Origin of the sequence: Alteromonas sp. MmMcT2-5 (assembly GCF_022348315.1) — a bacterium.
GTDB classification, from domain to species: Bacteria; Pseudomonadota; Gammaproteobacteria; order Enterobacterales; family Alteromonadaceae; genus Alteromonas; species Alteromonas macleodii.
On sequence record NZ_JAKRFB010000002.1, the window covers coordinates 145,829 to 165,438 of the forward strand.

General features: G+C 46.3%; 19 protein-coding genes. 13 read left to right on the forward strand and 6 right to left on the reverse strand.

Annotated features, from left to right (window positions below; genetic code table 11):
- Positions 1 to 104 precede the first annotated feature (104 nt).
- The 5 genes from lexA to MHN09_RS02660 all read left to right on the forward strand — a co-directional run bounded on the left by lexA (position 105) and on the right by MHN09_RS02660 (position 5,782).
- Positions 105 to 731: a transcriptional repressor LexA gene (gene lexA / locus MHN09_RS02640; protein ID WP_014951387.1), complete on the forward strand. Its 627-nt coding sequence runs from the start codon at positions 105 to 107 to the stop codon at positions 729 to 731.
- Positions 732 to 1,313: 582 nt separating this feature from the next.
- Positions 1,314 to 2,477, forward strand: a complete 1,164-nt coding sequence (coxB, locus tag MHN09_RS02645; protein WP_014951386.1) for a cytochrome c oxidase subunit II — start codon at positions 1,314 to 1,316, stop codon at positions 2,475 to 2,477.
- A 9-nt stretch (positions 2,478 to 2,486) separates the two neighbouring features.
- On the forward strand, positions 2,487 to 4,130 hold the full coding sequence (ctaD, locus tag MHN09_RS02650) for a cytochrome c oxidase subunit I (RefSeq protein WP_014977806.1): 1,644 nt from the start codon (positions 2,487 to 2,489) through the stop codon (positions 4,128 to 4,130).
- A 147-nt stretch (positions 4,131 to 4,277) separates the two neighbouring features.
- Positions 4,278 to 4,865: a cytochrome c oxidase assembly protein gene (locus tag MHN09_RS02655; RefSeq protein WP_014951384.1), complete on the forward strand. Its 588-nt coding sequence runs from the start codon at positions 4,278 to 4,280 to the stop codon at positions 4,863 to 4,865.
- A gap of 23 nt (positions 4,866 to 4,888) precedes the next feature.
- The gene (locus tag MHN09_RS02660; protein ID WP_239238989.1) at positions 4,889 to 5,782 is read left to right on the forward strand and encodes a cytochrome c oxidase subunit 3; all 894 of its coding nucleotides are present in this window, start codon (positions 4,889 to 4,891) and stop codon (positions 5,780 to 5,782) included.
- 15 nt (positions 5,783 to 5,797) lie between these two features.
- Here MHN09_RS02660 and MHN09_RS02665 read toward each other — a convergent pair whose 3' ends face one another.
- The gene (locus MHN09_RS02665; RefSeq protein WP_039221374.1) at positions 5,798 to 6,007 is read right to left on the reverse strand and encodes a DUF2909 domain-containing protein; all 210 of its coding nucleotides are present in this window, start codon (positions 6,005 to 6,007) and stop codon (positions 5,798 to 5,800) included.
- A gap of 45 nt (positions 6,008 to 6,052) precedes the next feature.
- On the opposite strand from MHN09_RS02665, the gene MHN09_RS02670 reads away from it, so the two are divergent.
- From MHN09_RS02670 to MHN09_RS02695, 6 genes are read left to right on the forward strand one after another with little or no spacing between them, the layout of a single operon-like run.
- Positions 6,053 to 6,757, forward strand: a complete 705-nt coding sequence (locus tag MHN09_RS02670) for an SURF1 family protein (RefSeq protein ID WP_239238992.1) — start codon at positions 6,053 to 6,055, stop codon at positions 6,755 to 6,757.
- Positions 6,750 to 7,289 carry a hypothetical protein gene (locus MHN09_RS02675; protein WP_014951380.1) on the forward strand — a complete coding sequence of 180 codons (540 nt, stop codon included), beginning with the start codon at positions 6,750 to 6,752 and terminating at the stop codon, positions 7,287 to 7,289. Before MHN09_RS02670 ends, MHN09_RS02675 begins: the two co-directional genes overlap by 8 nt.
- A 5-nt stretch (positions 7,290 to 7,294) precedes the next feature.
- Complete coding sequence (locus MHN09_RS02680) at positions 7,295 to 8,512, forward strand: COX15/CtaA family protein (protein WP_239217864.1); 1,218 nt, start codon at positions 7,295 to 7,297, stop codon at positions 8,510 to 8,512.
- On the forward strand, positions 8,505 to 9,422 hold the full coding sequence (cyoE, locus tag MHN09_RS02685; RefSeq protein ID WP_014980735.1) for a heme o synthase: 918 nt from the start codon (positions 8,505 to 8,507) through the stop codon (positions 9,420 to 9,422). Before MHN09_RS02680 ends, cyoE begins: the two co-directional genes overlap by 8 nt.
- A complete protein-coding gene (locus MHN09_RS02690; protein ID WP_014977801.1) occupies positions 9,419 to 10,063 on the forward strand; it encodes an SCO family protein in 645 nt (214 codons plus the stop codon). Before cyoE ends, MHN09_RS02690 begins: the two co-directional genes overlap by 4 nt.
- A gap of 1 nt (position 10,064) precedes the next feature.
- Entirely contained in the window at positions 10,065 to 10,652 is a 588-nt protein-coding gene (locus MHN09_RS02695) for a GNAT family N-acetyltransferase (protein WP_014951376.1), read from the forward strand.
- 79 nt (positions 10,653 to 10,731) lie between these two features.
- Here the strand turns inward: MHN09_RS02695 and MHN09_RS02700 are convergent, their stop codons facing one another.
- Complete coding sequence (locus MHN09_RS02700; protein WP_239238995.1) at positions 10,732 to 11,958, reverse strand: polysaccharide deacetylase family protein; 1,227 nt, start codon at positions 11,956 to 11,958, stop codon at positions 10,732 to 10,734.
- 121 nt (positions 11,959 to 12,079) lie between these two features.
- Here MHN09_RS02700 and MHN09_RS02705 point away from each other — a divergent pair, with 121 nt between their 5' ends.
- Entirely contained in the window at positions 12,080 to 13,426 is a 1,347-nt protein-coding gene (locus MHN09_RS02705) for an MATE family efflux transporter (protein ID WP_239238998.1), read from the forward strand.
- Positions 13,427 to 13,521: 95 nt separating this feature from the next.
- Here MHN09_RS02705 and MHN09_RS02710 read toward each other — a convergent pair whose 3' ends face one another.
- The 4 genes from MHN09_RS02710 to nfuA all read right to left on the reverse strand — a co-directional run bounded on the left by MHN09_RS02710 (position 13,522) and on the right by nfuA (position 16,750).
- Positions 13,522 to 14,238, reverse strand: coding sequence for a class I SAM-dependent methyltransferase (locus MHN09_RS02710; RefSeq protein WP_239239001.1), 717 nt, complete (start codon positions 14,236 to 14,238; stop codon positions 13,522 to 13,524).
- A gap of 285 nt (positions 14,239 to 14,523) precedes the next feature.
- The gene (locus MHN09_RS02715) at positions 14,524 to 14,907 is read right to left on the reverse strand and encodes a VOC family protein (protein ID WP_014951372.1); all 384 of its coding nucleotides are present in this window, start codon (positions 14,905 to 14,907) and stop codon (positions 14,524 to 14,526) included.
- Positions 14,908 to 14,994: 87 nt separating this feature from the next.
- A complete protein-coding gene (locus MHN09_RS02720) occupies positions 14,995 to 15,699 on the reverse strand; it encodes an aspartate/glutamate racemase family protein (RefSeq protein WP_014951371.1) in 705 nt (234 codons plus the stop codon).
- Positions 15,700 to 16,171: 472 nt separating this feature from the next.
- Positions 16,172 to 16,750 carry a Fe-S biogenesis protein NfuA gene (gene nfuA, locus MHN09_RS02725; protein WP_014951369.1) on the reverse strand — a complete coding sequence of 193 codons (579 nt, stop codon included), beginning with the start codon at positions 16,748 to 16,750 and terminating at the stop codon, positions 16,172 to 16,174.
- A 160-nt stretch (positions 16,751 to 16,910) separates the two neighbouring features.
- On the opposite strand from nfuA, the gene MHN09_RS02730 reads away from it, so the two are divergent.
- Positions 16,911 to 19,568, forward strand: a complete 2,658-nt coding sequence (locus MHN09_RS02730; protein ID WP_239217858.1) for a M14 family zinc carboxypeptidase — start codon at positions 16,911 to 16,913, stop codon at positions 19,566 to 19,568.
- Positions 19,569 to 19,610: the final 42 nt, after the last annotated feature.

Genomic DNA, 19,610 nt, shown 5'->3' on the forward strand with positions numbered 1-19,610 from the left:
CACTTGTCGTAGGCTATTGCAGATCGCAAAAGACGCGGCAAGTGCTTGTTATTTAGTTTTAGGTGTATATACTTACAGGAACTGTATGAACAGACAGGTCTTTTATGCGCCCACTCACAGCTCGACAAACCGAAGTTTTAGAACTTATTAAAACAACCATGTTAGAAACGGGAATGCCGCCTACTCGTGCGGAAATAGCCCGTCAGCTTGGCTTTCGTTCTGCTAATGCAGCAGAGGAACATTTGAAAGCATTGGCGCGTAAAGGCGTGATTGAAATTTTGCCTGGTACGTCTCGTGGCATTAAGCTCAATATCCCTCTTGATAACGACGCACAAGAAGAAGAAGGCCTACCGTTAATTGGGCGTGTTGCAGCCGGTGAGCCGATCTTGGCGCAAGAGCATGTTGAATCGCACTACAAAGTCGATCCTGCACTGTTTCAACCCCATGCCGACTTTTTGCTACGCGTTAACGGTATGAGCATGAAAGACATTGGTATTTTAGACGGTGATCTTCTCGCTGTTCATCGCACCACTGATGTACACAACGGTCAGGTGGTTGTGGCGCGTGTAGATGAAGACGTCACCGTAAAGCGTCTAGAGAAACGCGGGCGTGAAGTATTGCTTCATGCTGAGAATGATGAGTTTGCACCAATAAAAGTCGATTTGGCGACTGAACATTTTGCGATAGAAGGTATTGCGGTGGGTGTGATCAGAAACGCTGACTGGATGTAGTATTTTAGCTTGTTTGTATAAAAGCGGCGCGTTAGCCGCTTTTTTTATGTCTTTTGTTCCTGTTTTTTTCTTCAATCTGCCAACTTAGGTTTTATCCTGCCCAGCAAACCTGTTGGTTTTCTGCGCGCTTATTTTTATCATTACTCACGTTATTCTTTCTATGAATGCTTCAAGTATTTTCCATTTTTTATTGTGAATTTTGTTTGAAATCGACATTGAGTCATCGATTACTTATTGATTTCTTAACTAGTTAGTCGAGCATTTACTTTAACCCCGTGTTCAAAATGCCTGTTTGATTCCAAGGGCATCCCACAGCAATCGCTTTCTCTTTTTTGCACTTGAAATCCCCGCGACCATTTTAGTAAATGATTAAAAATTAACCACTTCGTTAAATTTTTAATAGAAAAGACTAGACGGCACGACATTATTGCGCAATTCTTATACAGAGATTAACAAAATAATAACAATGGCTCTAAATTTGTTTTACAAGTTGAGGTTATGGGTCAATCGTTCGCAAACCATTTGGTAGGGCATCGCGCAAATTAATCAGCGTCTTTGACCACGCCATTACGGAGGTGCTGAGTGAAACAACTAACGACCGTTTTCGCAAAATGGTGTTCTAGTATACCAATTTTGCTTTTTTCCCCTTTGCTTTTTGCGCAAGAAGCAAGCGAAGAAGCCTCTTCGCTTAATTTGAGACGCGGTGCTACCGACATCAGTGGGCAGGTATACGACCTCCATATGTTGATGTTCTTCATTTGTGTAGGTATCGCGGTTGTAGTTTTTGGCGTGATGTTCGCCTCAATGTATCTACATAGAAAGTCCCGTGGCGCCAAGCCAGCTAATTTTCACGAAAACGTGAAGGTCGAAATTGCTTGGACCGTTATTCCTTTCCTTATTCTTATTTTCATGGCGGTACCCGCAGCGAATACTCTAATTGCTATGGAAGACACGTCTGAGCCTGACATGACGGTGTTAGTAACAGGCTCTCAATGGAAATGGCATTACAAGTACATGGATAGCGATGTCGAGTTTTATTCTTTACTCGCCACTCAGCGCGAGCAAATAGAAAACAAATTTCAGAAAACAGATAACTACCTGCTGGAAGTTGACCGTCCCTTGGTTATTCCTACTGGGAAAAAAGTACGCTTTCTTATTACCTCTGACGACGTTATCCACTCTTGGTGGGTTCCTGACTTTGCCGTGAAAAAAGACGCCAACCCCGGCTTTATTAACGAGTCTTGGGCCAAGGTGAATGAGCCGGGTATTTATCGCGGACAGTGCGCAGAGCTTTGTGGTAAAGACCATGGCTATATGCCGGTTGTGGTAATTGCTAAAGAACCCGCCGAGTTTGAAAAGTGGATGGGCGAACAAGAAGAGATTGTTCGTAAAGCAAAAGAAGAAGAGCAGCGTCTACTTTCTATGAATATGTCTATGGATGAACTGATGAAAGAGGGCGAGCGAGTATACAACGCAACGTGCGCTGCTTGCCATATGCCAAATGGTGAAGGTTTACCTGGCGTGTTCCCGGCATTAAAAGGCAGCAAGATGGCACTAGAAGATCAGCAAGGTCACATTGACATCGTGCTGCATGGAAAGTCAGGAACAGCCATGCAAGCGTTTGGAAAAATGCTAAGTCTTAAGGAAATTGCCGCCGTAGTCACTTACGAGCGAAATGCCTGGGGCAATAAAACTGGCGATATGGTTCAAGCCAAAGATGTCAACGCAGTGGCAAACGGAAACTAGGAGCAGACAATGAGCAAAGCAACTGAAGTTATTTCGCCAGATACCTCTGCGCCTCACAGTGGTCAAGTAAATGGTGGTCACCTACATGATGACCATGAACACCACGATCATATTCCTAAAGGGATAACGCGTTGGTTGTTTACCACTAACCATAAAGATATAGGCACACTTTACCTGTGGTTTGCCTTTATTATGTTTTTAGTTGGTGGTGCGATGGCCATGGTGATCCGCGCTGAACTATTCCAACCCGGTCTACAAATTGTAGAGCCAAACTTCTTTAACCAAATGACTACGGTACACGGGCTTATCATGGTATTTGGTGCAGTAATGCCTGCCTTTACTGGGCTCGCAAACTGGCTTATTCCCATGATGATCGGCGCCCCTGACATGGCGTTACCGCGCATGAATAACTGGAGCTTCTGGATTTTACCAGGTGCCTTTCTCATTCTATTGAGCTCGCTCTTTATGGAAGGCGGCGGCCCTGCTTTTGGATGGACTTTCTACGCGCCCCTTTCAACGACTTACAGTGGCGATTCGACAGCGTTGTTTGTGTTCTCTGTTCACATCATGGGTATTTCATCCATTATGGGAGCGATTAACGTGATTGTGACCATCTTTAATATGCGTGCGCCAGGCATGACCTGGATGAAAATGCCGCTGTTTGTATGGACGTGGCTTATCACGGCATTCTTGCTGATTGCGGTAATGCCAGTGCTCGCCGGTGCGGTTACCATGGTGTTAACTGATAAGTTCTTTGGCACGAGCTTTTTTGATGCTGCTGGTGGCGGCGACCCGGTTATGTTCCAGCATATTTTCTGGTTCTTCGGGCACCCTGAAGTGTACATTATGATCTTGCCCGCTTTCGGCATTATCTCGCAAATTGTTCCTACCTTCTCTCGAAAGCAGCTGTTTGGATACGCGTCTATGGTGTACGCCACGGCGTCGATTGCGCTGCTCTCTTTTGTTGTATGGGCTCACCATATGTTCACCACGGGCATGCCGGTGTACATGGAAATGTTTTTCATGTTTGCCACCATGCTTATCTCGGTGCCTACTGGCGTGAAAGTGTTTAACTGGGTAGCGACCATGTGGCGCGGCTCACTGAGCTTCGAAATGCCAATGATGTTCGCTATTGCCTTTATTGTGCTGTTCACCATTGGTGGGTTGTCAGGGCTAATGTTGGCGATCACGCCCGTGGACTTCCAATATCACGACACTTACTTCGTTGTAGCCCATTTCCACTATGTACTGGTAACTGGCGCGGTCTTTTCCATCATGGCTGCGGTGTATTACTGGTTGCCTAAATGGACGGGAAAAATGTATGACACAACCTTAGCTAAATGGCATTTCTGGTGCTCATTGGTATCGGTCAATGTGTTGTTCTTCCCTATGCACTTTGTGGGTTTGGCTGGTATGCCACGCCGTATTCCTGACTATGCATTGCAGTTCGCTGATTTTAATAAATGGATAAGCCTGGGTGGTTTTGCATTCGGTTTATCTCAGCTCATCTTTCTTGCCCTGCTTATCAAGGCATGCAAAAAGCAAGGTGAGCCGGTATCAGCGCAAGTTTGGGACGGCGCAGAAGGATTGGAATGGGAAATTCCATCACCCGCTCCTTATCACACGTTTGAAACGCCACCTGTCGTTAAGTAACGGTAGGTGGAGTTGTGAATAGGTCATTCCTTTCAACCGGCAAAAGCCGATGGGAATGACATTCACACATTGCAGGTGGTGAGGGAGATAAACGACTAAGCAAGCGTTTACCAACCTTCATCTATGGATTTACCCGGAGGTCACGTGATGTCACAGCAAAGCGCAAACAACAAGATGGTTATTAAACTTGTTGCTATTGTCATTGGCATGTTTGGCTTCGGCTTTGCCCTTGTTCCCTTGTACGACGTATTTTGCGACGTTACGGGTATTAACGGAAAAACCGAAGGCACGGCTGCGGTTTATCAATCGGTTGAGATTGATGAGTCGCGAGAAGTGACCGTCGAGTTTATTACTCGCACAAATACCGGTATGCCGTGGGAGTTTCGTGCTGAAACCAAGCGCGTGAAAGTGCACCCTGGCGAACTTAATACGGTGTCGTTTTATGTGAGAAACCCTGCATCAAGCAATATCGTAGCTCAGGCCATTCCCTCTGTATCCCCCGGAACGGCAGCACTGTACCTGAACAAGACTGAATGCTTCTGCTTCAATCAGCAGCCATTAGATGCGGGTAGTGAAGCCTATATGCCCATGCAGTTTTATGTAGACCCTCAGCTACCTGAAGAAATTACGTTTTTTACCTTGCAGTACACACTCTATGACGTCACAGCGCGAGCCAGTGACCTAACGACAACACCGAATCCCTTTATGGCTTCAACACCATCAAATGGCGAATAGGCCGAAGGGGTAAGGAGAAGAAAATGCAACCCGAAGTACAGAATCACGAATACCAAAAATATTATGTACCCGCACAAAGTCCATGGCCCATCGTAGGGGCCGTTGCTCTATTTCTTATCGCCGTAGGTGCGGGCAATTATGTGGTGCAAGCAACCAAAGGTGAAACAGGCTATGGCGGTCATATCCTTTTAGCGGGGATAGCAGTATTGCTCGTTATGCTTGTAGGTTGGTTTAAAAATCAAATAGACGAATCTATGGCAGGGCTTTACAGCGATCAGCTGGGGCGTTCATATCGACAAGGTATGAGCTGGTTTATCTTTTCAGAGGTAATGTTTTTCGCTGCGTTTTTCGGCGCCCTCTACTACGCGAGATTTATTTCCGTTCCGTGGCTGGGCGGCGCATCGAACAACGCTATGACCAATGAGGTCTTATGGCCGACCTTTGAGGCCATGTGGCCGCTGGTGTCAACGCCAGGCGGCACTTCCACACAGGAAATGAGTGCTGCGGGGTTGCCCACAATCAACACGGTTATCTTGCTTATCTCATCTATTACACTGCACTTCGCTCATGTGGGACTAGAGCAAAACAAACGCAAACAGCTAACCCTAATGCTGGGTATCACTATCTTACTTGGATGTGGGTTCTTGTTCCTACAGGTAGAAGAGTACATACATGCGTATCGCGACTTGGGGCTTACGCTTCAGTCAGGCATTTACGGCAACACCTTCTTTATGCTCACAGGGTTTCACGGCATGCATGTGACCCTTGGCACCATCATTCTAATTGTACTGTTTTTTAGGGTCTTGAAAGGCCATTTCACGCCTGAAAACCACTTCGCGTTTCAGGCGGGGAGCTGGTACTGGCACTTTGTAGATGTAGTGTGGGTCATGCTCTACATCTTTGTTTACGTACTTTAAAAGGAATCCCCAAACTCAGTAAGGCCTTGGGTTTGGGGTAATTAAACCGGTACCAATAGCGATAAGAATAATAATAACAATGACGGCAGAAGTGAGCACGCGTCGACCAATGTACTTACTCATAGGCCCTTTTGATGTGTCGTTTTTCATCATGATTCGCATCGCCATGAACAAGTTCACAATCATGTACAGCACCAACGCAACAAGGACTATTTTTATCAACATATTCACCTCTGTTTTTATTCTAATTTTGCATGGTGCGAAATAATCATGTTTTCTCGCACTCGCCACGTTATTCCTTGGTTACTCACGGGCTTTAGTGTGGCGATTATGTGCGGTTTAGGGTACTGGCAACTTGATCGCATGGTCCAAAAGCAACAACGCTTAGCTAGCATAGCGCAAAAGCAAAGTAATGGAACCTTGAGTTTAGAAGAGGCGTTGTCTCATGATGATCCTCGGGATATTACCGTATCGTTCAGCGGCGCAATAGACGCTAACCATGTGTTGCTATTAGATAATCAGATTCACAATCAGCGGGTGGGTTTCGATGTCATCGTACCGGTAAATACCAATGTCGGGTGGCTCTTGGTTAACTTTGGCTGGGTGCCTGCGCCAGACTTAACGCGCACGCTACCGGATATAAGTTTTACAAGCCAAACGCGCGAATTAATCGGCGTGCTTAGCGTGCCGGGTAACAACCCCTTAGTGAAAGAAACCAACATGGCTTTGTCGCAAAGCCCCGCGCTGGTACAACACATAGAATTCCCTGCACTAAGCAACGCCTTAGAGCGCAAACTTTTACCCTTTATTCTTCACCTTACCACGCCTGACCCCGCGTTTATTCGTGAACATCAGACCGTCGTAATGTCTCCTGAAAAGCACCTTGGCTATGCAGTTCAATGGTTTGGTTTAGCTATTGCCGCTGCAGCCATTGGCGGCTTTGCAATTAGTAAGAAAGGACGTAGTTATGAGTAATGCTGCTTCGAAAAAAACATTAATTATTATGGTAGCCGTGTTTGTTTTACCTGTTGTTTTGGCAAAGCTCGCACTTGATAACGATTGGTTTACTAAAGGCGCGACAAATAAAGGTCAGCTGCTCGCGCCGACCATCGACATGAGTGCGCTTTTAGAAAACGCGGAACCTAAATGGCGTTTGTTGTATGTGATGCCAAGTAAATGTGACGCAGTGTGCGAGAACGCACTTTTTAGCATTAACCAAGTGTGGCTTGCGCTAGGTAAAGAATCGGACCGTGCTCAAGCAGTGGTCGTTACTACCGCTTCAAGCGACCAAACTGCGATAGCCGCGCTAGAAGACTACCCTTTTGTCGAAACCTTACCCGTTACTACACCAACGGCGCTTGCCTCTAGCAGTGTTTATATTGTTGATACGCAAAATAACGCCATGCTCTTTTACGACATTAAAGACGATAGAAAAGACGCCGTGATGGAAAGCCGCAACATGCTGGCAGATATGAGAAAGCTCCTAAAATTATCGCGTATAGGATAATGGCCATGAAAAAATTAACCCTATTCAGTATTTTTTTGGCGGCGGTCGTTATTATTCTCGGTGCGTATACGCGTTTGACCGACGCGGGGCTAGGATGCCCCGACTGGCCTGGATGCTACGGTAATTTAACCGTGCCTTTGAGTGAGGAAAAAGTGGCACAAGCCAACGCTGCTTTTCCCGAACGTCCAGTTGAGGCGTTTAAGGCGTGGAATGAAATGATTCACCGCTATTTTGCAGGAACGCTGGGGCTGTGTGTTCTGGCTATTGCCATTATTGCTATTCGGCAGCGCGACAAAGGAATGCCCGTTAAATTACCTCTGTTACTGCTGGGGCTTATTATCTTCCAGGCAGCACTTGGTATGTGGACCGTGACGCTCAATCTGCTTCCCGTCGTAGTTATGGGGCATTTGCTGGGGGGCTTCTCTGTACTCTCTTGCCTGTTTATTCTCTACCTCCGCTTGCGCAACACCGCAGGCGATGCATCGAAAACTAAACAAGCGCCCATAGCGTCAGCTATGCATGATCAGGATATTACCGACTTACCTCAAGCCAAAGTCTTTCAACGAAACCTTAAACTTTTCGCCTTCATTGGGCTTGGCGTGCTTGTTACCCAGATTGCTCTTGGTGGATGGACTTCTGCCAATTATGCTGCGTTGGCCTGTACGGAAATGCCGGTCTGTGAAAGCGGTTGGCAGGAAAGAATTGATTTGGCAGGTGCATTCAGTGTGCCTGATGCAGACAACTATGAGTTTGGTGCTCACGATTACGGCGAACGAGTTACCATGCACATAGTGCATAGGTTCGGCGCGGTCATCACGTTTTTATACTTGCTAGCACTAGGTATAAGTGTGTTGGTAAGCCGCTACACCACAAGTAAACAAAAATATGTGGGTGCGTTTATGTTGGTAGCATTGTGCACGCAAGTGGCATTAGGACTTAGCAACATTATCTTTATGCTGCCACTGGCTATCGCTGTAATGCATAACGCGGTCGCAGCCGTGTTACTTCTCTCCCTACTCAACCTCATTTTTACCGTATTTTTGGCACTAGAAAACGATAACGTCTTCGGTACAGAAAAACGAAATACAGGCTCATTCTCAGGTTCGAAACCACTGCAGGGTGCAGGTGCATTTAGCATCCACGAAGCGCCTTTGCACGACCCTTTAAACGCGTCAACGTCTTCTCATATTCTCCCTAAAGCTCCAGGAGGTTTCCATGGCTAAATCGGTCTCTTTACATGCGCGCACTTCACGTCAGCACAATGTAGTCACGTGGCGAGATTACTATGAAATGACTAAGCCTAATGTCGTCATGTTGTTGCTGTTAACCGCGTTAGTAGGCATGTGTTTAGCTACGCCTTCGTGGGTAAACGCAACCGTACTTATCTGTGGCTTATTGGGTATTGGTATGTTGTCTGCGTCTGCTGCGGTTATTAATCACGTTGTCGACCATAAGATAGATAGTGTGATGGCGCGTACTTTTAATCGCCCCGTCGCAAAAGGCAAGGTTAGCGTAAACAACGCGCTGTGGTTTGCAGGCGTTTTAGGTGTGGTTGGATTTGTAGTGTTAGCTCTTTTTGTGAATATGCTAACCGCGTGGTTAACCTTAGCAAGTCTAGTAGGCTACGCGTTTATCTACACGATGTATTTAAAGCGAGCGACACCGCAAAACATCGTGATTGGCGGTTTAGCAGGGGCTGCTCCACCGCTTCTAGGTTGGACCGCGGTTACAGGGGAAATACATGCCCATGCCCTGCTTTTAGTGCTGATTATCTTTACCTGGACGCCGCCGCATTTTTGGGCGCTCGCTATTCATAGAGAAAAAGATTACGCCAAAGCGAAGGTGCCCATGCTGCCGGTAACCCACGGTGTGTCATTTACGAAAACGTCAGTGTTGCTGTATACAGTATTGTTGGGGCTTGTATGTTTGCTGCCCTATCTTACAGGCATGAGCGATCTCATTTATTTGATTGGCTCAAGTGTGCTTAACATTGGGTTTTTATACTATGCATTAAAGTTAAAATTCGATGCAGAGCCACAAACTGCAATGAAAACTTTTAGGTTTTCAATTATTCATCTCATGGTATTGTTTGTCGTATTACTCTTAGATCACTACATACCACTGAGTTTATGAATCAACGAACTACCGTCGGCCTTGTTGCATTTTTAGCGCTATGTGCAGGCATCGTAGGGGCGCTGTATATCGCGCCCCCAAATGTTGAAAGTCAGCCTGAATACTTTCAGACTTACCCAGAGCCGAGAGCATTATCACCGTTTTCACTTACATCTCATGAAGGTGAAGTGTTTGATAATTCGTCGCTTGAAGGGCAGTGGAGCTTAGTATTTGTGGGCTATACCTTCTGCCCCGATATTTGCCCAACTACCATGGCTGAACTGAACGGCATATATCCTGAACTAAAAGCATTAAATAGTGTCGAACCTATTCGAATTGTTTTTGTATCCGTTGATCCAAATCGCGATTCAATTGAAAGACTTTCAGAGTATGTGAGCTATTTTAATGAGGAGTTCATTGCCGTAACTGGAGAGCACAAGGCGCTATTCCCGTTTGTACGTAATTTAGGAATGATGTATGCCATTGCTGAAAGTACCGATAACCCCAACTATTTAGTTGATCACAGTGCATCTGTCGTACTTGTCGACCCTGAAGCTAGGGTGATAGGAAGATTCAAACCAAAAAGAGAGCCAGGAAAGCTATCGATAAGTGATTCCCAGCAAATATTGGCTGATATGCCAATAATAATCTCGAAGCAGTAATATGGAAATCAAAATAAGGCAAGGTGTGGCATCTGATGCTGCGCAAACTACGCCGCTTATATTGAATGCGGCGCAGTCTTTGTTAACGTCTATTTTTGGACAAAATAAAAATAAAACAGCTGAGGGCTACCTGTCTCATGCATGGGAGCTCGGTGGCGGGCAATATGGCTTTAAGAATCATTGGGTGGCGTGTAGCGGCGACGAAGTACTCGGTGTTGTGACCTCTTGGCACAGCAAACTTGGTGCAACATTTGATAGGGCGACCCTTGATAGCATCACATCGTACTTTACCCTCGATGAGGCTATGACAGTGCTCATGCGCAATCAGACCGTGGCCATCAATCTTACGCCGCCTACTAATACCGAACTCATGATAGGCCATCTCTCTGTTGAAGAAAGTGCCCGTCGAACGGGCGTGGGAACGATACTGGTTGATGCTATGCAAGCGCGAGCAGAAAAACTGAACAAACGTAAAGTGGTACTAGATGTTGAAGTGTCGAACGTGCCAGCCATTCGTTTCTATCAGCGCCATAGTTTTGTGGAAGAGTCGATAAATAAAGGTTTTATTCGATTTTCTAAACCTGTATAGGTAAACGTTTCCTTATATACGCGCGAGCCCAATCGATATGCGCTCGCGCTCAAGCATAGATGTGCCTTATCGACATGCCCTAGTCTGGGTAATTGCCGTTCTCATCTGCCACAAAGAAGGGCGTAGAGTACCAATAATAACGCCCTGATTGCGCATTAGACGGTGCTGTACAATTCACACGTGAACGTCCTACTGGCAGGGTTTCATCAAGGGTAAACGTAAGCACATTTTCTTCTAGGCTAGTCTCGATAGGGTCGCCGCCGAAAAAACAATTTACTTGTGTAAGGCGAACATCGTCACTGTCTATCGTTAAACTAATGGGCGATGACAGGTTTCGTGTTGTCATACGAGGGTCTTTATGTGAACTTTGCGTCACTGGCATGGCTAGACTATTAAGCTTGGTCTTTAGCGTTGCCAAATTGGCGTAAGGACCGGCCGCGGGGAAGCGCGGTAGTGCCTGCATGTCGCTAGATGGGCCCACAGCCCCGGAATGCTGCCCGAATCCAATGTAACCTTCAGCTTTGAGCTTATTAGCGAGCGCCGTGTTGTATTCACCAAACGGGTACGCTAAATATTTAAGGCTAATATCCAGTTTATCTTCAATCTTCTTTTCAGCACTTTCTACGTTCTGCCAAACTTTCTCCAGCCATGCGCGCTCGCCCATTGCTTGCTCACCGTTTAGCATATGAAGGTGGTCTAGCGTGTGGTTGGCAAAAACAACGCCATCGTTATGCATAGCAATAACTTGCTCCCATGTTAGCTGCTTAGGACCTACGCCAATTTCATCAGGGTTGATAAACACGATATAGGGAAAACCTAGGTCAGCCAGTATTGGGTGAGCATTGTCTAAAATGTTTGCGTAGCCATCGTCAAACGTAATCGCAACCGCATTTTCTGGCAGTGTAGTGTTGTGTTGTATCGCAGAAACAACGTCCTGAAGCGAAACAACAGTGTGGTGTGCGTCCAAGTATTCCATGTGCGATTTAAAGGCTTCAGGCGAAATACTGGTACTGGCTGGTGTTGAAGACGACACATGGTGATAAAGCAAAATGGCGGCGTTAGGCGTGGTGCTCACACTAGAGTCGATGTTACTACCACTTTGTTCCTTTGTAGTGGAAGTCGCATCAGCAACAGGGGTTGCATCTGAGCCTGAAGCAATGCTAGGTGAGACCAACAAAACATTGAAAATTCCCGCAAGCATTGAAGATAAGATCTTCAAACGCGTACGACTCGTCGTTCTATTTTGAATTACATTGTTGGTTTTCATATCATCATCCACTGAGTGCCTAATCAAATTCAATAGCATGGTAAACTCCAAATAATGCGACTTGGCCAATCTTATACATGGTCAAGCTGGTACGCATTTCACTTATGCTGCTGCATAGGTTGATAGTATATAGCGAAATTAACCCCTACTGAGATCATTTATGTCCCCTGCTCAACTAACTCAGCGCTCCTTTTTTGACGACCATTCCCGTCTGTTGGCGTTAGCGCTTCCCATGATTTTAGCGAATATTACTACGCCTCTATTAGGTTTGGTGGATACCGCGGTTTTGGGACACATGTCTTTACCAGCCATGCTTGCAGGGGCTTCGGTGGGCGCACTTATCTTAACGCAAATATACTGGGTGTGCGGGTTTCTTCGCATGTCATCAACAGGCTTGAGTGCACAAGCTAAAGGCTCACCGAACAATACATTAGAGTCAGCAAAAGTGCTGTGGCAAACGGTGGCGGTTGCTCTAGTGTTGGGGGCTGTGGTACTCGCTCTTCAATCTCCTATCTTGTCTATAGGCTTAGCTTTAACTCAGCCAAACAGTGAAGTTGCCCTGCATCTTCAAGACTACTTTTCGACGCGGGTATGGGGCGCACCAGCTGCCATGCTTAATCTGGCATTAGTTGGATGGTTAGTAGGGCAGCAAAAAACGCGCAGCGTCATGGCTATTCAAATTGTGGGAAATTTATTGAATGCGGGACTCGATGTAGTGTTTGTGTTCGGGCTTGGTTTGTCTGTAGCTGGCGTGGCGCTGGCCAGTGTTATCGCTGAATATACCATGGCTATAATGGCGCTAGCGGTGGCGTTTAAGCGCGTTGGCGGTGTCGCGTTGAGTGCATCGTGGTTTAACCGTGCAGCTCGGAAGGTACTGATGAAGCTTAATGGTGACATGCTATTGCGTAACTTAGCATTACAGGGCTGCTTAGCGTTTCTCACCATTCAAGGTGCCCGTTACGGCGAAACGTCGGCGGCCGTCAATGCCATACTCATGCAGTTCTTTGTTCTTATTGCATTGGGACTTGATGGCATAGCCTATGGTGTGGAAGCGCTGGTGGGTGAAGCCAAGGGGGCGTCTGACAGCAGCGAAGTGAAACGACGCACCTACCAAGGGTTAGTCTGGTCGAGTATTTTTGCCCTTATTTATAGCTTGATATTTTTCGCTGGCGGTGAGGCCATTATCGCGCTGCTTACCGAACATAGTGACATTGTAAAAGCTGCGCTACCTTATCTTGGTTTAATGGTATTACTTCCTCTATTAGCGCATTGGTGTTTTTTGTACGATGGCGTATTTGTTGGCCTTACCCGAGCCAGCGCAATGCGAAATACCATGATAATTAGTGCACTAGGCGTGTACTTCCCCGTTTGGTATCTCACCAAAAACCAAGGTAATGTCAGCCTGTGGTACGCCCTTCTTGCCTTCTTGCTCGCCCGGGGCGTGACATTGGCTTGGAGCTTTTATCGGTTAAATAAACGCGGTGAGCTAGCGATACCGCAAAGCTAGAGTTTTATAATGCTTCGCTGACCTTACTTAGGGAAGGCGTGCTGAGCACGCTGCCTCTCTCAGTTTTTCTAGGGCATCATTCAGTATTATTCTTGCTACTGTGTTTTTTTCGCGGTTCTTTTTTGCACAATGATAATAGTATGTAGTTCAGGGTGCTGATCGAATTCAACGTGACGAACAAACCCGCCTGCTTCAATCAATATTTCTATGTATCTATGTAGCCCCAGCGAGGCGTAGTAGACTTCTGGACCCATCACTTCGTTTGTGTGTTGGCCGCTTTCATCTGTACCCCCACAGCTAAAAAGCAACACTCCGTCATCGTCTAAGTGAGCCACTAGCTTCTTAAGCAAAGGCTCTTGCTGCGTTAGGGGAATATGCCAAAAGCTATCCCAAGCGCTAATAAACGAATAGTGCTTGGGGATAGTGAATGTACACACGTCGGCGCAATAGAAGGTATGAGCGGGTAATTGGGACGTCGCAATGGCCAGCATATCTTTGGAAACATCAATGCCTTCGTAAGCTAGCCCTGCGCTTTCGATAATCGGAACAAAACGATTGGTGCATCCGCAACCTATGTCTAGTGCGTAGCCTCGTTTCTTTGGTTTGTCTTTATTGCTCGCTTCGCCCTTACCAAGCGCTTCTCCCTTATCAAGCGCTTCGCTGGGCACCGTATCAGGCTCTTGTGATGGGGTGTCCGCTAAAAATGACAATGCTTTTTGGTAGGCGGTTAACCCATTTTTCTGATTAAATTCAGGACGAGTCCAAAGGTGTGTAATGGTGTCGTAGGCCTTGCCAGTTTCTTCAGGTGTCATATTCCCTCTGTTAGCTGCGCTTTTACTGGTTCAAGGTTAATTCATCTAGCAACAATGTATAGTGCAAAGAAGAGAAAAGGCGAAACCCGTTTAGGATATTGAGCGGCCAGACAGTAACACCTATGTAGTTTCGTTTGGTTAGGGCTTATATGTAGACATAACTAGGCATTACCCAAAACGCTATTACTCAAAGTGCTATTATTCAAAGGGCTTTGGGCCAAATAGACAGCTAAAAGTGAATAGCCTGCAAAAAGAGCGTGATCATTTAAGCAGGCAGCACTTGAGCTATTTTCTTACGATGTGCGTGGCACAGAGCTTGTTGCCTGCTGGGTCTCGCAGATAAGCAAGATACAGCTGGCGTTCCCCATTGCCTCGAATACCCGGTGGGTCCTCGCATGGCACGCCCCCATTCTCGCTTCCTACTTTATGCCATTCATCAACGATGTCTGGTGTTCGAGCGGCAAGGCCGAGTGTGGTGCCATTACCGTGTGTGGCAGCCTCTCCGTTAATCGGCTTTGTTAGCGCTAAAATACCTTTCGGCGTATAGTAAAAAACCCGTCCGTATTCATCAAAAACGCCTGGTTCGTATCCTAATACTCCTAAAATAGCATCGTAGAATTTTTTTGATGCTTCAAGGTCGTTCGCACCAATCATTACGTGGCTAAACATAGCTGTGTCCTCTGAAAATAGTAGGGCCAATTCCCTTTTATCAAAGTTAGGTTATGTGTGTTTCGCTACTTACCCTTTGCTAACGCTTTAGGGAGCTAATGCAAAATCTACCGCAGCTGAAGCATGAATAGCGGTAGTATCGTATAACTTAACTTTGGTGTGATGTTGTTGAACTAATAAGGCAATTTCTGTGCAGCCTAAAATGATGCCTTCAGCACCCTCGGCCGCCAGTTCATTTATAATGTCAATATACGCGTTACGGGATTCAACACAAATCACGCCCTTGCATAATTGTTCATAAATAATGTTATGAACCGTGTCTCGTTGTTGGGCATTTGGAGTAACAACCTCAATGCCAAAAATCTCTTTAAGGCGGGATGTATAAAAGGTTTGTTCCATGGTGAAGCGGGTGCCCAGTAGCCCAACTTTCTTAACCCTATCTTGTTGCAACACGCACCCCGTAGCGTCGGCAATGTGAATAAGTGGAATAGTGATCTTCTGCTCTATGTCAGCTGCTACTTTGTGCATGGTATTGGTACAAATTAATATGGCTTTTGCCCCCGCAGTTTCTAAGTGCTTCGCCTCGCGGATCAGTATATCGGCGGTTTTATCCCATTCTCCTTTATGCTGAAGCTGCTCTATGTGGGCAAAGTCAACGCTGCTTATTATCAGCGGTGCGCTATGAAGGCCGCCAAGTCGAGCATTTACACCACGGTTTATGGCTTGATAGTAACTGACCGTTGATTCCCAACTCATTCCGCCAAGCAGGCCCAGCTTCTTTGTTGTATTCACCACAGCTCCCTTTTATTTTGTTAGGCACTTTGCGCAACCTCTAATCTACCTATAACCTGAGACGAGCGCTAGGCGAACATAAATGAACGGGAGACAGCTGCGTAATGTAGAGTATGGCGTATGGGTAAAACTGAGTGCAAGCGACTGGCTTACATAAAGAATAGGGCAAGAAGATATGGCGTAGAGCCGGAAGTAATCAGAATTTAGGCGGCGGCTTTTTGTTTTTCATAAAAGAAAAGCGCTGAATAAAAATTCCCCAGTAACCCAACATGGCGATAGCGAAACCGACAAATAATATAAGAAGGCTCAGGTAATGCAGCGTGATATGAAGTTCACTTAAGGTAAACAACAGCAAGACGCCGACAACGAAAATAGATAGACCTATTTTGAATCGTTGCCAGCTTTTGTGAATGTCTTGCTTTAGCATGAGATAGTTATCGAGATATGCACTTAAGCAAGTGCAATATTACGCTTAGTAGTAAGAGTGCTCACCCGCTTGGTGCTCAGTCGCATCGCGCACGCCCTTAAGCTCGCCAGCGAATTGCTCGACCATTTGCTTCTCAATACCTTCTTTAAGCGTTACGTCTACCATTGAGCAACCATTGCAGCCGCCGCCGAACTGAAGTATGGCGTAGCCGTCGTCAGTCAGTTCTGTCAATACAACATTGCCACCATGGCTCGCTAACTGAGGATTGATTTCCGACTCAATCATATAGTTGATTCGCTCAATTAATGGTGCGTCGTCAGACACTTTACGCGCTTTTGCATTAGGTGCTTTTAAGGTTAACTGTGAGCCCATCTGATCGGTAACGTAGTCAATTTCCGCTTCCTCTAAATAAGGCGCGCTTTCTTCATCTACGACCGCATCGAAACCATTAAATGGCAAACGGGTATCCGTTTCTTCAACCGCGTCTGGTGGGCAATAGGACACACCACACTCAGCCGACGAAGTGCCTGGATTTACGACGAATACACGAATATTCGTGCCAGACTCTTGTTTACTCAACAGTTTTACGAAGTGAGCCTGGGCTTCTTCTGATATAGTTATCATCAGCAAGTCCTACATATTTTGAAATTTGGATTATTGTATCAAATTTACCTGAGTAAAACAGTCAGGTATTAATTAAATAAATTATTCCAGTGAATCGAATTTGTTGAGAGGCGTGCACGTCGACACTATTCTCAACCATAACAACAAGACGGGAAGCGCTATGTTCGCGAAATTGCATTACACCGCCAAAAAGAATCCATTCTCACTCGTTTCATTATTAGCCATTGGTACCATCGCCTTTGGGGCAGCAGCCAGTCAGAAATCATTAGCACATCCCGCCTCTGCTTCAACTGTTACTATTGCACCTGATGTAGGCGGGCAGCCGGTGACAGCATACTTACCTGACACGGTATCCTACAACCCAGCTATTCCCACGCCTGAATCGATACTAGGCGCCAACATTGGCGAGTGGCATGTGCGTCACGACCAAGTCGTCAATTATATGAAGCTACTTGCCGAGAAGTCTGACCGTATCACCATTGAAGAAACCGGCCGTACTCACGAAAACCGCCCACTTCTGTTACTGACAATCACAGCGCCCTCAAATAGAAACAATATTGAGGCGATGAGGCAGCAACACATTGATGCAATGGAAAGCGGCAAGAAAGTAGGTAGCGATGCTCCCCTTATTTTCTACATGGGCTACAGTATTCACGGTAACGAGCCTTCCGGAACCAATGCTTCACTTGCGTTGGCTTATTATTTGGCCGCGGCTGAAGGTAAAGAAATTGATGCCTTGTTGAATAACAATATTGTGCTGTTTGATCCGTCTTTCAACCCCGACGGGCTTTCTCGATTTGCTCAGTGGGCAAATATGCACAAGGGCAAGCAGCTGGTTTCTGACAGTCGACATCGTGAACACGATGAGGGGTGGCCGTCAGGTAGAACAAATCATTACTGGTTTGATTTAAACCGCGACTGGCTATTGCTGGCGCACCCAGAGTCGCAGGCGCGAATTAAACAGTTTCATAAATGGCGCCCACATATCCTCACCGATTTTCATGAGATGGGGACAGACAGCACCTATTTTTTCCAGCCTGGTGTGCGCTCGCGTAAAAATCCACTGACGCCTGATGAGAACGTTACGCTAACTGAAGCGCTTGCCCAGTATCACGCTGCCGCGTTTGATGAGCAAGGGGAGCTCTATTTTACCCAAGAAGCGTTTGACGATTTCTACGCAGGCAAAGGCTCGACCTATCCAGATTTACACGGCAGTGTGGGTATTCTTTTTGAGCAAGCAAGCTCACGGGGCCACATTCAGGACTCTATTAATGGCAAGCTTGCCTTCAAAGACACCATAGCAAATCAAATTACTACGTCTTTAAGCACTTTTAGAGGCGCATTGGCAAATAAGGCTGCTATTCTCGATTATCAATCGGGTTTTGTTAAGAGCACAAAGTCACTGGCTGAAAAGGATGAGCAGGTAGGTTTTGTTGTTAGTGCATCGAATGACACAGCTCGCTTTAACGCATTTGTTGCATTGCTTGAACAGCATCATATTAATTACGAGGTGTTAACGAAAGATGTTGAGGTAAGCAAAGTTCGCTATGGTGCAGGTAGCGCGATTTATATTCCTTCAAACCAGCCTCAATACCGTTTAGTAAAGTCAATTTTCTCTACCCAAACCTCGTTTGAGAACAACACGTTTTACGATGTATCAACGTGGAATTTGGCTTTGGCTTTCAATTTGGATTACGCGCCTCTAGATAGGGGCGATGCGCGAAGCCTAAAACTTAGCGACAGCACCGCACTTGCACAACCCGCACTTAATGATATTCACCCAGAGGCATACGCGTATGCGTTTTCATGGCAGCAGTACTATGCGCCAGCCATGCTGCAAACGTTATTGGAAGCTGGCGTTAAGGTGCGTAGTAGTGAAGAAGCGTTTTCCGCTATTAAATACGATGGCAACAGCATTGAGCTTCAGCCTGGCAGCATAGTTGTACCGAAAGGGCTGGGTCAGCCAGAAAACTTGGCGGCCATTTTGCGCGATGCGCAACAGCAACTTCAGGTGCCTGTGTTTAGTTTGCGCAGTGGGTTAACACCCACTGGGCACGATTTGGGTAGCCGGAGCATGGCACCTGTTACCTTGCCACAGGTGTTAATAGTGGGCGGCGAAGGCACCAGTGAATACGAAGCAGGTGAAATATGGCACTATTTCGACACAAAAGTGGGGCTGGCTGCCAGTATTGTTGAGCAACAACATCTGACAAGCGCGCTTAATGATCCGAGCGTTACTTATACGCACCTTTTATTCCCTAGCGGTGGATATCGCTTTACCGAAAGTGAAAGAACTCAAATTGAACAGTGGGTGAAAGCCGGTGGCGTGATCGTGGGGCAGAAATCCGCGTTGCGTTATTTCGCTCAACATAAATGGTTAGACGTAGAAATTGTTAGTCGAGAGAGTATTGATAACGCGTTCGATGAAAGCGAACTCAGCTATAAAGATGGCGCATCGTTATACGCCAGAAAGTTGGTGGCTGGCGCTGTGTTTGAAGCCGATATCGACAATACTCATCCATTGTTCTACGGCTATGATGACGACACACTGCCCATGTTTAAAACCAATAATATGATAGTGGAGGCCAGTAGTTCACCCTTTATAACACCTGCACGCTACACTGATGAGCCTCTCATGGCTGGGTTTAGTGACAAACGAATGGTTGCGCTAATGGCTGAATCAACTGCTGTGACGACTCAAAAAATGGGTCGCGGCGTTGTCATTGGCTTTACCGACAATACGCAGTTTAGAGGGTATTGGTATGGCACGAACAAAATGCTGGCCAATGCAATCTACCAATCGCACTTTATTCGCTAAATCAGTTTGAAAGGCGCGGCGAATGCCGCGCTTTTCAGTATC

What these genes read in the sequence shown, in the direction of transcription:
- lexA (WP_014951387.1), top strand. Translation starts at nt 105, where the DNA reads ATGCGCCCACTCACAGCTCGACAAACCGAAGTTTTAGAACTTATTAAA.
- ctaD (WP_014977806.1), top strand. Translation starts at nt 2,487, where the DNA reads ATGAGCAAAGCAACTGAAGTTATTTCGCCAGATACCTCTGCGCCTCAC.
- MHN09_RS02655 (WP_014951384.1), top strand. Translation starts at nt 4,278, where the DNA reads ATGTCACAGCAAAGCGCAAACAACAAGATGGTTATTAAACTTGTTGCT.
- MHN09_RS02660 (WP_239238989.1), top strand. Translation starts at nt 4,889, where the DNA reads ATGCAACCCGAAGTACAGAATCACGAATACCAAAAATATTATGTACCC.
- MHN09_RS02665 (WP_039221374.1), bottom strand. Translation starts at nt 6,007, where the DNA reads ATGTTGATAAAAATAGTCCTTGTTGCGTTGGTGCTGTACATGATTGTG.
- MHN09_RS02670 (WP_239238992.1), top strand. Translation starts at nt 6,053, where the DNA reads ATGTTTTCTCGCACTCGCCACGTTATTCCTTGGTTACTCACGGGCTTT.
- MHN09_RS02675 (WP_014951380.1), top strand. Translation starts at nt 6,750, where the DNA reads ATGAGTAATGCTGCTTCGAAAAAAACATTAATTATTATGGTAGCCGTG.
- MHN09_RS02680 (WP_239217864.1), top strand. Translation starts at nt 7,295, where the DNA reads ATGAAAAAATTAACCCTATTCAGTATTTTTTTGGCGGCGGTCGTTATT.
- cyoE (WP_014980735.1), top strand. Translation starts at nt 8,505, where the DNA reads ATGGCTAAATCGGTCTCTTTACATGCGCGCACTTCACGTCAGCACAAT.
- MHN09_RS02690 (WP_014977801.1), top strand. Translation starts at nt 9,419, where the DNA reads ATGAATCAACGAACTACCGTCGGCCTTGTTGCATTTTTAGCGCTATGT.
- MHN09_RS02695 (WP_014951376.1), top strand. Translation starts at nt 10,065, where the DNA reads ATGGAAATCAAAATAAGGCAAGGTGTGGCATCTGATGCTGCGCAAACT.
- MHN09_RS02700 (WP_239238995.1), bottom strand. Translation starts at nt 11,958, where the DNA reads ATGCTATTGAATTTGATTAGGCACTCAGTGGATGATGATATGAAAACC.
- MHN09_RS02705 (WP_239238998.1), top strand. Translation starts at nt 12,080, where the DNA reads ATGTCCCCTGCTCAACTAACTCAGCGCTCCTTTTTTGACGACCATTCC.
- MHN09_RS02710 (WP_239239001.1), bottom strand. Translation starts at nt 14,238, where the DNA reads ATGACACCTGAAGAAACTGGCAAGGCCTACGACACCATTACACACCTT.
- MHN09_RS02715 (WP_014951372.1), bottom strand. Translation starts at nt 14,907, where the DNA reads ATGTTTAGCCACGTAATGATTGGTGCGAACGACCTTGAAGCATCAAAA.
- nfuA (WP_014951369.1), bottom strand. Translation starts at nt 16,750, where the DNA reads ATGATAACTATATCAGAAGAAGCCCAGGCTCACTTCGTAAAACTGTTG.
- MHN09_RS02730 (WP_239217858.1), top strand. Translation starts at nt 16,911, where the DNA reads ATGTTCGCGAAATTGCATTACACCGCCAAAAAGAATCCATTCTCACTC.